Origin of the sequence: Micromonospora sp. CNB394, assembly GCF_000374985.1 — a bacterium.
GTDB classification, from domain to species: domain Bacteria; phylum Actinomycetota; class Actinomycetes; order Mycobacteriales; family Micromonosporaceae; genus Micromonospora; species Micromonospora marina.
This window is the reverse complement of the sequence record NZ_KB895865.1, coordinates 24,439-39,017: the sequence shown is the minus strand read 5'-3', so window position 1 is coordinate 39,017 and position 14,579 is coordinate 24,439. Positions and strand designations below refer to the sequence as shown.

At 67.8% G+C, this 14,579-nt stretch carries 9 protein-coding genes; 4 read left to right on the top strand and 5 right to left on the bottom strand.

Going from position 1 to position 14,579, the window contains the following annotated elements; all coding sequences use genetic code 11:
• Positions 1 to 664: 664 nt before the first annotated feature.
• Genes C569_RS0127110 through C569_RS0127095 form a run of 4 tightly spaced genes read left to right on the top strand, consistent with a single transcriptional unit; the run spans position 665 to position 7,996 of the window.
• Entirely contained in the window at positions 665 to 877 is a 213-nt protein-coding gene (locus C569_RS0127110; protein WP_018788869.1) for an MbtH family NRPS accessory protein, read from the top strand.
• Positions 805 to 5,412, top strand: a complete 4,608-nt coding sequence (locus C569_RS31835) for a condensation domain-containing protein (protein WP_081636049.1) — start codon at positions 805 to 807, stop codon at positions 5,410 to 5,412. Before C569_RS0127110 ends, C569_RS31835 begins: the two co-directional genes overlap by 73 nt.
• Positions 5,409 to 6,737, top strand: a complete 1,329-nt coding sequence (locus C569_RS0127100; RefSeq protein ID WP_018788867.1) for a KamA family radical SAM protein — start codon at positions 5,409 to 5,411, stop codon at positions 6,735 to 6,737. Before C569_RS31835 ends, C569_RS0127100 begins: the two co-directional genes overlap by 4 nt.
• Positions 6,738 to 6,748: 11 nt before the next feature.
• Positions 6,749 to 7,996 (top strand): pyridoxal phosphate-dependent aminotransferase, encoded by a 1,248-nt coding sequence (locus C569_RS0127095; protein ID WP_231394908.1) that lies wholly within the window; start codon positions 6,749 to 6,751, stop codon positions 7,994 to 7,996.
• A 17-nt stretch (positions 7,997 to 8,013) separates the two neighbouring features.
• On the opposite strand, the gene C569_RS0127090 is transcribed toward C569_RS0127095, so the two are convergent.
• The 5 genes from C569_RS0127090 to C569_RS0127070 all read right to left on the bottom strand — a co-directional run bounded on the left by C569_RS0127090 (position 8,014) and on the right by C569_RS0127070 (position 14,437).
• Entirely contained in the window at positions 8,014 to 9,600 is a 1,587-nt protein-coding gene (locus C569_RS0127090; protein WP_026268702.1) for an AMP-binding protein, read from the bottom strand.
• The gene (locus C569_RS0127085; protein WP_018788864.1) at positions 9,597 to 10,874 is read right to left on the bottom strand and encodes an MFS transporter; all 1,278 of its coding nucleotides are present in this window, start codon (positions 10,872 to 10,874) and stop codon (positions 9,597 to 9,599) included. Before C569_RS0127085 ends, C569_RS0127090 begins: the two co-directional genes overlap by 4 nt.
• Positions 10,871 to 12,004, bottom strand: a complete 1,134-nt coding sequence (locus tag C569_RS0127080; RefSeq protein ID WP_018788863.1) for a hypothetical protein — start codon at positions 12,002 to 12,004, stop codon at positions 10,871 to 10,873. Before C569_RS0127080 ends, C569_RS0127085 begins: the two co-directional genes overlap by 4 nt.
• Before the next feature lie 471 nt (positions 12,005 to 12,475).
• The gene (locus C569_RS31190; RefSeq protein ID WP_051090544.1) at positions 12,476 to 13,435 is read right to left on the bottom strand and encodes a TauD/TfdA family dioxygenase; all 960 of its coding nucleotides are present in this window, start codon (positions 13,433 to 13,435) and stop codon (positions 12,476 to 12,478) included.
• 18 nt (positions 13,436 to 13,453) lie between these two features.
• A complete protein-coding gene (locus tag C569_RS0127070; RefSeq protein ID WP_081636048.1) occupies positions 13,454 to 14,437 on the bottom strand; it encodes a TauD/TfdA family dioxygenase in 984 nt (327 codons plus the stop codon).
• Positions 14,438 to 14,579 lie beyond the last annotated feature (142 nt).

Here is a 14,579-nt window from a genome sequence, read left to right as displayed (position 1 = left end):
CCCACAGGCGCACACCAGCAGGATCGCGGTCAGCGAGTACCACCGACCCCGCCGAGAACGCGGATCGGGCACCAAGTCGAGGTAAGGCCGCAGGTCGGCGATCCGGCCGGTGTCCAACGGCCCCAGCTTCACCAGCACAGCAGGGATGGGAGAAGATGCAGCAGCAGGCACGGGCCACCTCGTGATCATCTGGCCTCGACACCACAATGATCACGAAGCCCGTGCCTGCCCTGCTATACACCCCAACCGGTCACAACCCGACCAGCCACACAACCCCGGAACTTGCAACCGCCCTGCGATCATACCGGTCCCGTGCAGGCTGACCTATACGACAAAAACGCTCCGTGACTAGTAGCTTGCTGGAGCACCGGCGGAGCACCGGCCGGCTTCGAGACGTAGAAACGCCTGGCGAGTCGACTCTGACCAGACCAGGAGCGGCAGCGCGTCGCCGGCGGCGGTGTTCGCCGGATGAGCGGACGATCGGCCGGTGGTGGCGGCGGACGTGAGAACGGGCGGCAAACCTGAGCACCGAACTTGCCGGTTCCGTACCTGGCCTGGTTGCCGGGCCGTTGTAACGATTTCCTCGCAGTGACGGTGCCGCTCGCGCGCCACTTGCCGTGTTCCGCCGGTCGACGGATTCGACTGAGCCGGGGAGGGGAAGCCCATGAACAGGACCTACCAGGTGGTGGCCAATCATGAGGAGCAATACTCGGTCTGGCTGGCTGACCGCGAGCCGCCCACCGGCTGGCGGCAGGAGGGCACCGTCGGCGATCGGGCGGACTGCTTGGCACACATCGCCGCCATATGGACCGATATGAGGCCGCTCAGCGTCCGACCGGTGGCGGCCCCCGCGAACGGGACAGGCTCGGTGCGGTGATGTCGGTTCATCCAGAGGTCGAGCTGACCGCGCCGCTCTCCAGCGGCCAACAACAGATGTGGGTGCTCAACCAGCTTGACCCGGGCAGCCCGGCGTACCTGATGACATGTGTGCTGCGGTTGATCGGGCCGCTCGATATCGAGGCGCTGCGCCGTTCCTGGGAGCGGATCACCGAGCGACACGACGTACTGCGCACCCGGTACGGCTACGCGGCCCACACCCCGGTCCAGATAATCGATCCGCCGGGGCGGTTCGATCTGCGGCAGATCGATCTCGGTGGGGACGGTCCGCACAACGCGCAGGCCCAAGCCGAGCGGATCGCCGCCGTGGAGCGGCAGACCTCGATCGACCTGACCCGCGAGCACCCCCTGCGGGTGACGCTGCTTCGGCTGGCCCCCGAAGTTCACCACCTCGTGCTCGTGATTCACCACATCGCCTGCGACGACGCCTCCCTCCGGCAGGTCGCAGCCGAGATGAACGCCTGGTACACCGAATACACGATCGGCACACCGGCCGCGTTGCCCGAGCCAGTGACGCAGTATGCCGACTACGCCCGGACGGAGAACGAACTCTGGTCCACGGGTGGCCAGCAGCTCCAGCTCGACTTCTGGCGCCAGCGGCTCGCCGGCCTCGCCGAACTGGAGCTGCCGTACGACGCACCCCGGCCGGACCGTCCAGACCCGCGCGGCGGAGTGGTTGAGGTCGTCATCCCGAAGGCCACCGCGACGGCCGTCCGAGATCTGGCCCGCGACAGGCGAGCGACCCCATCAGTTGTACTGCTGGCCGCCTTCCACGCGACGCTGGCCCAAGTAGCTGGCAGCACCGACGTCGCGATCGGAATGCCGGTCAGTGCTCGTACCAGGCCGGAGCTCGACGGGGTCGTCGGTTTCCTGGTCAACACGGTGGTCATCCGAATCCGCTGCACCGTCGAGCAGACCTTCACCGAGCTGCTCGACGAGGTCCGGAACGAGGCGTTCGACGCGTTCGACCGGCGTGACGTCCCGTTCACTCGGGTGGTCGACGATCTGCATCCGGCCCGCAGTGCCAGCGGGAATCCGCTGTTCCGAGCCGCCTTCGACATGAACCGTACGGAGGAGGATGTCTTCGAGCTGGCCGGATTGCGGGTCGAGCACGTCCCGTGGGAAGCCGAACCGGTCGCCAAGTTCGACCTCAACCTCCACATCGTCGAAGACTTGGCGGAACAGTTCCAGGGCTTGCTCGGATACGCGGCAGCGATCTTCGACGAGTCGACCGTGGCGCGGATCGCGACTGCCTACCAGCGCTTCCTGACCGCAGCGGTAGCCGCGTCGGACACGACACTCGCCGAGCTTTGGCAGCAGGTCGGCATCGAACGCGGCGAACGGCGGGAAATCCGGGTGACCCGCCCGGTCAGCCCTGCGGTGCCGGCCGACCCCCACCAGGTCGCCGAGGTGGTCGGCCGGATCGACGCGGCCTGGCGGGCAGCGCTGAAGCTGGACCGGATCGACCGCCAGGAGAACTTCTTCGATGTCGGCGGAGACTCTCTACTCGCCGTGGCGGTGGCCGCCGGATTGAGAGCGGAAGGGCTGGACGTCGCGGCGGCGGACATCCTCGCCCACCAGACGATCGACGACCTCGCGAGTGTCGTCGCCGGTCGTACCTCGCCCCCGGACGAGACGCGCCCGGTCGCACCGTTCACTCAGCTGGCGGTGGCTGACCGGGCGCTTCTGCCCCCGGACCTGGTTGACGCGTACCCGTTGGCGATGGGGCAGCTCGGCATGATCATCGAGATGCGGGCCCGGCCCGACCAGTGCCGCTATCAGGACACCACCTCTTTCCTTGTCAAGGACACCCGGCCGCTCGACCTCGACGCGCTGCAGGCCGCCGCGCAACGCCTGGTCGACCGGCACGAGGTGCTTCGGACGTCCTTCCACATGACCGGCTACTCGATGCCGTTACAACTGGTTCACCCGACGGCCGTGATCACTGTCGGGCACACCGAACACGGCACCATGACGGCCGACGACTGGCGCCCGGCACTGCTCGACTATGCCGCCGCTCAGCGACAGGTTCCGTTCGATCTGACGAAGCCACCGCTGCTCCGTCTACACGCGCACACCAGCCCGGACGAAACCGACTGGTGGCTGTCGATGACAGAGTGTCACCCGACCGTGGAGGGCTGGAGTTTCCACCTGCTGCTGATGGAGATCCTGGCCGATTACCGCGCGCTCCGCGAGGGCCGGCTTCCGATCGAGGCACCGCCGGCCGCCTTCCGATTCGCGGACCATATCGCGGCTGAGTCCGCCGCCTTGCGGTCGGCGCCGGATCGCGAGTACTGGCGCGGCGTACTCGAGGGCCGGGTTCCGACCGAGGTCCCGTACGCCTGGCAGGGTGACCACAACGAGCCCGACGAGCGCTACCAGCATCTGGTGCCGTTCCGCGACATCGAAGACGAACTGCGCCAGCTGGCCGTCCGCACCCGGACGTCCCTGAAGGCGGTGCTGCTGGCCGCCCACCTGAAGGTGCTGAGCACGGTCACCGACACCGACAACTTCGTCACCGGCCTGGTCTGCGACGCACGCCCGGAGATGATCGGCGCGGAGCGGGTGCCGGGAATGTACGTGAACACAGTCCCGTTCGCGATCCCGGACGGCGCCCGTACCTGGGGTGAGCTGATCTCCGCGGTGCACCAGGACCTCGCCCGGATGTGGCCACATCGTCGCCTGCCACTACAGGTGATCCAGCAGGACGTCCGCGACGAGAACCGCCTGTTCGACATCATCTTCAGCTACCTCGACTTCCACCACGTCGACCATCAGCAGCTCGGCTGGGACTCCTCGGTCACCGAGACGGACAACGAATTCGCGCTGCACGTCTTCACGATCACCGGACTCGTGAAGATCAACACCACCACCCACCTGCTGAGTCGGGACAACGCCGTGCGGCTGGGGGAGATCTATCGCCATGTGCTGGAGCAGATGTGCGCAGGCCCGGACGGAGACGCACTGGCACCCTGCCTGCCGCCCGGCGAGGTGGCGCGGATCGCCGCCGCTGGTCAGGCCGGCTCCGACGAGGAGCCCCGACCGGCACTCGACCTCCTCGCCGCACACGTTGCCGAACAGCCGGATGCTCCGGCCGTGTGCGACGCCGAGGGATCGCTGACGTATCGGGAACTCGACGCCGCCGCCGACCGAGTCGCGGAACAGCTCTGCGCCGCGGGCGTCAGCCCCGGCTCGTTGATCGCTGTCGCAGGTCCAGTCAGCCACCGCCTACTGCTGGTGGCGATGATCGGGGTGTGGAAGACGAGCTCCTGCTGGGTGCCGGCGGAGCTTTCCGCCCGCGGTGTCTGTGCGGTGATCAGCCCGGCCGATGGAGCCGCAGGGCTTCAGGTGACCACAACCGGGGGTGGTGACCGACGAATCGGCACGGCAGCGTGCGTCCTGCCGACCGGCGACCGATCCGACGGACCCGGCGTGGTGATATCGCATCGAGCACTGGCATTTGCGATCGCCGGATCATCGACCACCGGTGGTATCCGGCCTGCCGTCGGCCCACGTCCCTGGTGGCGGATCATGGCTGATGTCCTGCTCCTACTGGCGCCGGCCAACCCGCTTGCACCCGATCAGTCACCGGCCAGCAGGCCGACCGCGGCCGATCTGAGTAGTCCGGTGGAACCGGTCGGCGCAGGCCGGTCCTCCGCCCTCGGATCGGCCGAGACGGCTGGGTGGGCGATCGTCAACGGCCGCCCGCTGCCGGGTCTTGCCGCCCGGGTTCTCGACCGTCAGCGGCGGGAAGTGCCGGTCGGCGTCGTCGGCGAACTGTGGCTGAGCGGGCCTGCGTTGGCCGACGGCTACCTGGACGACCCCGCTGGTACCGCGGAGAAGTTCCGACCGGAGCCAGGCGGCGCGTCCGGCTGTCAGATGTTCCAAACCGGGCAACTGGCCCTGATGCGCGCCGATGGCACGATTGAGCACCTTGGCACCCGGATGGCGTCGACCACGCCCGACGGTCGCACCCTCGATCTGGCTCGGGTTCGCGCCAAGCTCTGCTGGCTGGCGAGTGGGGCGGAAGTCGTCGTGGCGCTCCGCGGCGAGCAGGTGACCGCCTATCTGCACTCCCCCGAGGGTATCCCTCTGGAAACCGCCGAACTTCGCCGCCGACTGGCCCACCTGCCTCGCCGGCTGGTCCCGAAGGCGATCGTCCAGGTCGACGGCTGGCCGCGGACGGCGACCGGTGCGCTGGACCTGGAAGCCCTACCGGTGAGAGCTCCGGCCCAGGGCACTTCGCCCTCGGCGTCGCCCTGGGACGAGCGATTCGAATCGATGCTGCGGGCACTGCTCCCCTCCCTGCCGGCCGGCGAGGAGCTGAGCCCAGATGCCGAACTGTCCGCCCTCGGGCTGGACTCGCTCGGCACTGTGGAACTGCTGAGTGTGCTTGAGGACGCGTACAACATCGAGATCCCGGACGAGCTGCTGGCGTTCGAGACGTTCGCCACCGCCCGGACGCTGTGGGCGCATATCGTCCAGCTCCAGGCCGTGGCCGGAGTAAGCGCATGACGGTCACGGCACCCGTGCTGTCCGGGACCGAGCGTTTCCGCGCGCTGGGCCCCCAGCACATCGACGAACTCGCCGAGCGCTACCGGATCCCGTCGCATCTGCGGGAGACCATTCGGCTGGTCTCGACGGTGCTGCCCTTCCGAGTCAACGAGTACGTCCTCGGAGAGCTGATCGACTGGTCGCAGATCCCCGAAGACCCGATCTTCCAACTGGTCTTTCCCCAACCCGGCATGCTCTTGGCTGAGGACGAGCGGCAGCTGGCGGCGCTGGCTCGCAGCGGGGACGGGGCTGCGCTGAGGGCCACGGTCCGGGCGATCCGTGAACGGCTCAACCCACACCCGTCCGGCCAGCGCCAGTACAACGTCCCCCGCCGGGCCGACGGTAAGCCCCTGGCCGGAGTTCAGCACAAGTACGAGCAGACGGTGCTGTACTTCCCAAGTCAGGGTCAGACCTGCCACTCGTACTGCACCTACTGCTTCCGCTGGGCACAGTTCGTCGGGGACGTCGACCTGCGGTTCGCCGCGCCGGGACCGCACGAACTGGTCGATTACCTCCGGACCCGCCCGCTGATCACCGATGTGCTCGTAACCGGTGGCGATCCACTGGTGATGTCGACCGAACGGCTGCGTGGTCATCTCGGCCCGCTGCTCGAGGTGGAGTCGGTGCGCACCATCCGGCTCGGCACCAAGTCGCTCGCGTACTGGCCCCAGCGCTTTGTCACCGACGCCGACGCCGACGACCTGCTCCGGCTCTTCGAGCAGATCATCGCCACCGGCCGCAACGTGGCTGTGATGGCCCACTTCAGCCATCCCCGGGAGCTCGAACCAGAGTTGGCCCGTCGGGCCATGGCGCGCCTCCGGGCGACCGGCGTACTCATCTACTGTCAGGCGCCTCTGATCGCGCACGTGAACGACTCCGCTGTGGTGTGGCAGCAGATGTGGCACGCGGAACTCGCGAACGGCGCCGTGCCCTATTACATGTTCGTCGAGCGGGACACTGGGCCGTACGACTACTTCAAGGTGCCGCTGGAGCGGGCGGCGGCCATTTTCCAGGATGCCTACCGGGATCTGTCGGGCCTGGCCCGTACCGTTCGGGGCCCGGTCATGTCGGCGACAGCCGGCAAGGTGGTGGTGGACGGTGTGGTCACGGATCGCGGAGGGCAAGCCCTGCAGCTGCGCTTTCTGCAGGCCCGCGACCCGGCCCTGGTCGGTCGGCCCTTCCGGGCCCGCCAGTCACCGACCGCGGCGTGGCTTGATGAGCTACAGCTCGACCCCGACACCCCGGAGGACATCGCGGCCGCAGTCCGTGGGACGGCGGTCGCCTGATGATCCGTCAGATGGCCCCGAACATGGCCCTCGATCAGCGTGTCGCCGAGCGCCAGGCAGCCGGCGAGTTCATCGTGCACCTCGGTTTCGGGGAAGCCCGGCTGCCGGTCTTCGAGCCGCTGGTCCAGCGGCTCGCGGCCGGAGCTGGACGAAATGGGTACGGTTCGGTCGCCGGTGATCTCGCCGCGCGTAGCGCGCTGGCCGGCTACTTCACCCGTCGGCGGCTGCCCACCGATCCCGGGCAGGTGATCATCGGTCCGGGCAGCAAGGCGCTACTGTTCGGACTGCAGGTAGTGCTGCCCGGTGACATCGTGCTGCCTGCCCCGTGCTGGAACACCTATCCGCCGCAGGCCAGGCTAGCCGGGAAGTCGGTGATCCCGGTACCGATACCGGCTGAGTACGGCGGTGTGCCTGACCCGGAATCGCTCGACGACGCGTTACGGGCCGCTCGCCGGGCTGGGCGAGACCCTCGCATCCTGCTGCTGAGTCTGCCCGACAATCCGACCGGCACCGTCGCCGAACCGGAGGCCGTCCGCCGGCTGTGCGAGATCGCGTCCCGGGAGAACCTGTGGATCATCTCGGACGAGATCTACCGCGACATGCTGCACTCGCCGCTGACCGAGTTCCTGAGCCCGGCTGAGCTGTTACCAGAACGTACCGTGGTCACCACCGGCCTGAGCAAGAACCTCGCGCTGGGCGGCTGGCGCATCGGCGGCGTCCGGTTCCCCTGCGGGAACCACGGTTCCCGGCTGCGGGACGACCTGGTGGCGGTCGCCAGCGAGACCTGGTCGGCGCTGGCGCAACCGATGCAGGAGGTAGCTGCGTACGCGTTCGCCGAACCACCGGAGATCCGCGAGTACATGGCCGCGGGCGCCCGGCTGCACGGTGCGGTAGCCGGTGCGGTGCATCGCTTGACGGTCGCGGCCGGTGCCACCTGCCGCCCGCCCACCGGCGGCTTCTACATCTATCCCGACTTCGAGCCGGTGCGCGCCGAGCTGGCCCTGCGGGGCGTGACCGATTCGGCGTCGCTGCAACACGAGCTGCTCGAGTCACACGGTGTCGCCGTCCTGGGCGGGCATCATCAGGGTGACGACCCGGCCGCGCTGCGGTTCCGGGCGGCGACGAGCCTGCTCTACGGCTCGACCGATGAGGAGCGCGCGGAGTCTCTGGCCGCCCCGGATCCCCTCGCCCTTGCGCACATCAAGGGCGTGCTCGCCGCTCTGGAGGAACGCCTCGCCGGGCTCATCCATCGACGTTGAGCGCCACAGCGGCTCCGTCATGCGACATCGGTGGCATACCGGGCGGCCAGAGCCGCCCTGTCCACCTTGCCGTTGACTGTCACCGGCAGCTCCTCGACCAGGTGCAACTCTGCCGGAATCATGTACTCGGGCAGCGTAAGCCTACAGAACGCCGCGACCTGGGCCACCGTGGTGTCGCTGTCCAGACTGGTGGCCACGAACACGCAGAGTCTCGTTCGCTCGACCGGCTGACCCAGCACCAGCGCGACTGCGGCGGTCACTCCGGGGAAGTCCATCAGCCTCCGCTCGACCTCGGTCAGCTCAACCCGGTTCCCCCGGATCTTCACCTGGGAGTCTCTTCGACCAGTGAAGTAGAACAGCCCATCCTCGCCCCGGTAAGCCAGATCACCGGTGCGGTAGAGGATCTGACCCGATCGGGGCTCCACCGGGTCGGGCACCAGGGCCGCCGAGGTTGCCTCCGGGTCGTCCCAGTAACCGGTGAACAGGGCAGGGCTGCGCAGGTAGAGTTCGCCGCGGGAACCGGCCCCGTGGACCGGCCGGCCGTGCTCGTCGATCAGGAGCAGCTCCGCACCCGGATGAGCGACGCCGATCGGGATTCCCGGGCCGTCGTCCGGCACCGGGTCGGGCACGTCGGTGAACGTACAGGCGATCGACTCGGTGCTGCCGTAGCAGTTGACGATACGAAGCCCCGGACGCAGTTCACGCAGCCGGCGCAGTTCTGCCAGCGGAAAACTCTCACCTGAGTAGAGGATGCCGCGCAGTTCGCCGAGCCTGCCGAGTCTCTCCGGTTCGTGGCGCAGTGCCGCCCTCCAGACCGACGGCGCCCCGTTGACCTGGGTAGCGGCACTGTCTCCCAGGAAGCCCAGGAACCGGCGCGGCCAGCGCAGCACGGCGCGGGGCACCGGGACGACCGTCGCCCCGCTGCCGAGGGCCAGCCCGATGTCCAGCAGCGAGAAGTCGAACTGCAGCGGCGAGGTAGTGGCAACGCGATCGTTCGGGCCGACGATGCTGTACGTCAACATTCCCCGGAAGAAGGCGAGCACCGCTCGGTGGCTCATCACCACACCTTTGGGCCGCCCCGTGGTTCCGGAAGTGAAGACGATGTACGCGGGATCCGTCTGGGTCAGGGCCGTCCGGCGGCGCAGCGTGACCGGTGGCAGCTGCTCGATCCGCAGCCCGTCAGGGCCGAAGCGGCCCCGGCCCCGAGTGGGACACAACGGTTCGCGGCGGCCGTCGTCAGGCTGCAGATGCAGCACCGCGCCGGCGGCCTCGGCTACCGCGAGTACCCGTGCGTCCGGCGCCTCCGGGCTGACCGGCACGTAGGTGAGCCCCAGCATCGAACAAGCGATCAGCAAGGCGATGGCGGCCGATGACGTGTCAGAGTCCACGACGACCCGGTCGCCGACATCGAGGTCCAGGCCGGCCAGCGTGTCCGCGTACTCCTCGGCGTGTGTCCGCAGCTCGCCGTATGAAACGGCTCGGAACACACCGGAGGCGGACCGCTCAAGGACAGCGGCCTGATCCGGTCGGGCGGCTGCGTGCCAGAGCAGGAACTCATGCAGGAACTCGGGAGCATGAAGCGATCTGGTGCCGGTCTGGGTCATGCTCTCGCCTTGGGAGGTAGGGGGGCAAGCGCCGCCAGAGCTTCCAGATCGTCTGGCGGTGGTGCGTGGCGGACGGACGGGCTGACCGCAGCCGCGATCGCAATGACCAGCATGATCACGCACAGCACCACGAGTGCGTGAACGGGGCCGAACTCCGCGATCATGAATCCCGCCCCGAGGGAGCCGACAGGCATCACGCCAGAGGTCACGAAGATCGCGGTGCTGGTGATCCGGCCCATCATGTGCTCCGGCACGATCGCCATCTGGTAGTTGAGTATGACGACGTTCCACAGCGGACCGGCGAACGCACACGCCGCGGCGATCAGCCCCAGGATCAGCGGATTCGAGGTCAGCAGCAGCAGAGGTAGCAGGGCCGCCCACACCCAGTTGATCGCGACGAGGACCAACTTGGGGCGTAGCTTGCGATGCAGCCACCCGGCTGCGAAGGCGCCGACCAGCCCGCCACCACCGTAGATGCCCATCATGAGGCCGATCTCCCCGGGCGACCCGCCATGGTCCTTGGCCAGCACGATGAGGATCAGCACCAGCGCCTGGAAGACGACATTGCTGGCCGCGATCAGCAGAATGGCCGTCCGGGCGAACGCGACCCGCCACAACCACTGCAGTCCCTGCCCCACATCCCTGACGATGGAACGTCGGGTGACGACCCGCTCCCCTTGCAGTGGCCGCCGGATGGCCAGTACCCCGACCGCGCCGGCCAGATAGCTGATCGCGTCGACGAGGAAGGGAATCGCTGCGCCGAGGCCGAACAGAACACCGCCGAGCGGGGGCCCGGCCAGGTAGGCACCTCGAGACCTCGCCTCGGACTGCGAGACTGCGAGCGGACGCTGTGCTGGGGGCACGATCAGCGGGAGCGCGGCAGTCTCGGCGACGCGGTAGAACACGGCACAGACGCCCTGTACGAATGCCGCCAACGCAAGATGGATGACGGTCAAGGTGCCGAGCCATATGGCCACCGTGACGCTGAACAGCGATATCCCGGCGACAAGTTGGCCCGACAACATGATCGCTCGACGATTCCATCGGTCGACCAGGGCACCGACGAACAGCGACAGGAGGTACGGCGCCGACCCCGCAGCGCCGACGATGCCGGCTTCCGCCGGGCCGCCGACCATCGCCAGGACCAACAATGGAAAGGCCGTCGTGCTGATCCCGGTGCCAAGCGAGGAGATCACCTGCCCGCTCCACAGGGCGACGAAATCCCGATTGCGCCACAGCGATACGGCGTCCTTGCCGGCTCCGACGGATGTCATGCTGCTCCCAAGTTTTCCCGAATCAGTCCGATGCCCTGTTGTCGGACGAAGTCCGCAACGTACGGGCCCAGACGATAGTGGTGCCGGCCGGGCACGCCTGGCTGTACCAGCGTGCAGCCGATCAGCTCGGATGCCAGAGCGATCGGGTTGCCGGTCTCGACTTCCGGCAGGCGTTCACACTCGGCGACGATGTCGTCGAAGGTGAATGTCGCTTCTGTGCGTGCGGCCATCCGGGCCAGGATCCGACGGTGGCCGATCGGCAACAGGTCAACGTCCCATCCGATGCTTGCGGCAGCTGACCGCTGATGGGGCATCAACGCATGGTCGTTGGTGGAGAGCATGTCCAGCGAGGGGCCGCAAGCGAGAAGGTGTCGAACCGGCACCGTACGCATCCGTTCGGCCGCGAACTCCAGATATCGAGGGATGCCGCCGAGTCGCTGACAAAGCTCGACCAAATTCGGCAGTTCGGTCAGCAGGCTCTCGGCGGTCGCCGAATCCACGCCCGAATGCAGCAGCAGGAAGTCGATGGCGGGCCCTCGCCCCAATCCGCCATGCGGGGGGTGAGCGGACAACGGCTGGATCTTCCGGTTCACGCCCAGTCGATCGGTCAGCCGTCGCCTCGCGGTGATCACGATGTGCATCCCGGGCGAGCTGTTGAGCAGCTCTCGAGCGACCATGATCGTGCCAGCCGGGAGGTGTTCACCGGTATCGAGGATCAGTAGTAGATGGCGATCGCCGTCCGGGCTGATCGCCTCGTGCACCCTTTGCGCGATCGCAGCCTCTTGCGAGCCACCGGTCACGCTCTCCGGCACGAGTTCGCCGAGTTCGACCACTGCGACCCCGTCGTGGAACGACGCGCCGAGCTCCGCAGCCACGGCGAAGGCCAGCCAGGTCTTCCCGACGCCGCCCGGCCCTACGAAGGTGGTCAGCCGGTTCGCCTTCACCGTGCGAACCAGATCGACAAGTTGCTCGTTGCCGGACTGGTTGTCGACAAAGTGCGAGTTCGACGGGCTGGTGCCGCGCCACCGGTCGATCTTCCGGGCATGATCAGCCGGATTCGCAAAGTGATGGTCGATGCCCAGAATGCGTGCGAGAAGGTCGACCGAAGATCGGCGGGGCTTCTGCACCACCCCCAGCTCCAGGTTCCGATTGTCCGCACGCTGAGGCCGGTGCGGTGCGCCAAGTCTTCCTGAGTCCATCCCCGAATGCGGCGCCGGACGGCGACCTCATCGGACAGATTCATGCCCCACCCCCGTACTTGTCCTCCGGGCCTCAAGATTACGGGTTCCTCATGATCGAGGGCAGTGCGCAAAATTACTCGGTCAGTTGATCGACGATCTTCTGCGACCGAAGAGGGGCTACCGATCGGATCGCCGCGCAGGTTCGCCATAATGGGAAAAACCACAATTTCGGAAAGCTCACCTGCAGTAGGACACGACCGAACAGGGCCATTGCCAACCAGTTCGAGCGTGCGAGGGCTCAGGTCATGGATGGGCCGGGTCCATGCAGGACGAGTACGACCCACGGTGAGCGGGAGCTTGCCGCGAAGCGCGGCAGGGCGGCAGGGCGGCAGATCGAGGTCGTCACCTCGGTCTACCCGTTCACGGCACCGGCCGGGTGACGACGAGTGCACGGCTGTCGTGGATCTCTGCCATCGCGACCGCGATCCGCCGCGCCCCGGTGAAGGACTCGCGGCCATGGGCGACCAGCATATTGTCGATCATGACAATGTCCCCGCGGCGGTAGTCGAAACGCGTCGACGCGGCCCGGTAGCAGTCCCGGAGGTGCTCGACGGTGGCGTCCGGAATCGACCCGCCGTCACCGAAGAACGTCTGGCTCGGCAGCTCGTCCTCGGCGAACATGGCACGCAGACCGTCCCGGACATCCGGACTGAGCGTGCTGACGTGCCAGAACGTCGCATGGTTGAACCAGACCCGCTCACCCGTCCGTGGATGGAGGTGCACGGCCGGACGGACCGCGCGCGTCCGCAGGCTGTCGTTGCCCGTCCAGGTGATCTCGATCCCGCTCTGCGCGCAGTACTCGGCGACAACTGCGCGATCACCGGTGCCGAACGCGTCCTGCCAACTGACCCCGAAGCCTTCCCGAAAGTTGCGGACGACCATCCAGCCACGCCGGGTGAACTCCTCGCGCACCGCTGGATCAATCCGGGTCAGCACGTCACGGGTGCCAGCCAGCGGGGTGGCCCCACCGGTGGCCGGCGGATCGACGCAGTAGAAGTACAGAGCCATCGGCCACTTCTGTTGATACGAGTTCTCGTTGTGCAGGAAGATCTCCTCGGACGGCGGGTACTCCGTCGATGTGTAGACATTGCCCTTGATCGCTGTTCGGGGCGACGACCGCTCGTGGTAGGTCAGCGTGTGGCCGGATATCCCCTCGACCACGCGCTCGAAGTCGTCGACGCCGGTGACCCGGAAGTCGCGCAGCAGCACTGCACCATGGCGAGCGACCGCGGCCCGGATCTCGTCCCGTCGCCCGCACAGGGCGGTGATGTCCGCACCGCAGCCCACTATCGCGTGCGGCAGTTCATGCAGGGTGCTCATGGCGTTTCCTTCGGAAACTCAGTCCAGGATCGGGCCGCCGCCGAGACGGCGACTGCGGCTGCGGCGCGGATCGAGGTGGACGAAGATGCGGTGCAACCACCGGTCGTTGCCGTCGAACCGTGGGGTGTACGCGCTGCGGCCGTGCACCACCAGCCGATTGTCGAGCACGGCCATCTCGCCAGGCTGGAGCTGGAGGTCCACGCAGACCTCCAGCAACGCCTCCCGGAGCCGGGCCAGGGCCGTGGCGGCCCGGTCGTCCAGCGCGGTGGTCGCGTGGAAGTCGACCCGGATGTCGGGATCCTCGGCGGCCCCGGTCAGCACGCTGTGCGGGTCGCTGTGCCCGGCTGACTGGAACGACGGCGGCGCCTCGGTGCGAAACCGGGATTCGTGCAGTACTGCCCGATCTGTCTCGTTCAACAGGGCGAGGCCCCGGCGGATCGACGCGACGCGGGTCGCGACCGGCTCCTCGCCTGGCACGCGAAGGCAGAGAAGCCCCACGAAGTCCGGTCGGTTGGGGTGGAATGCGTTCTCGGTGTGGAACTCCAGCGGGACGGTGCCACCGTTGCTCTGTGTGAGTTGCAACTCCTGCACCGGCACCACGTCCTGGACGAGAGCGCCGCGCTTCTCGCTGCGGTACGCAATGACCTCACCGAGCAGGTGCCCCAGCACCATGGCGGTGCCGGACGCCACCGTGGCCCGGCGCTCGACCGAGTTCGGCACCGACGGTGTCGGCGGCAACGCGCCTGCGCCCACCGGCAAGTTCACGATGGTCAACACGCCGTGCGCGCCGGGGTCGTGCCGGAAGCGACGGACCGCCTCCATCAGGCGGGCCGGAAGCCGGCAACTCGCCGTGCGTGCCTCGGCCAGCCAGTCGACGTCATCGACCAGGTTCGGCGGAGCTTGAGTAAGTCCGACGGCGAGGGCCTCGACCGAGGCCCGCTCGGCGGAGGAGAGTGTGAGGCTCTGGTGGCCGATGAAGGCACGTTTTCGAACGACAGTCACGATTGCTGGTCCTCCCCGGCTTCGGGTGTTGGCGGAATCGTGACCTCGCGCGCCCGATGACGCCCAGGAAACCCTGAGGGCAACTCGATTCCGACGAGTTGCCTGCCCGCTGCCTGGCTGGCCGGGCCAGCGCTGCCACAGG

Coding starts and splice junctions, on each gene's coding strand:
- C569_RS0127090 (WP_026268702.1), bottom strand. CDS start 9,600: ATGACCCAGACCGGCACCAGATCGCTTCATGCTCCCGAGTTCCTGCAT.
- C569_RS0127095 (WP_231394908.1), top strand. CDS start 6,749: ATGGCCCCGAACATGGCCCTCGATCAGCGTGTCGCCGAGCGCCAGGCA.
- C569_RS31190 (WP_051090544.1), bottom strand. CDS start 13,435: ATGAGCACCCTGCATGAACTGCCGCACGCGATAGTGGGCTGCGGTGCG.
- C569_RS31835 (WP_081636049.1), top strand. CDS start 805: ATGGACCGATATGAGGCCGCTCAGCGTCCGACCGGTGGCGGCCCCCGC.
- C569_RS0127110 (WP_018788869.1), top strand. CDS start 665: ATGAACAGGACCTACCAGGTGGTGGCCAATCATGAGGAGCAATACTCG.
- C569_RS0127100 (WP_018788867.1), top strand. CDS start 5,409: ATGACGGTCACGGCACCCGTGCTGTCCGGGACCGAGCGTTTCCGCGCG.
- C569_RS0127085 (WP_018788864.1), bottom strand. CDS start 10,874: ATGACATCCGTCGGAGCCGGCAAGGACGCCGTATCGCTGTGGCGCAAT.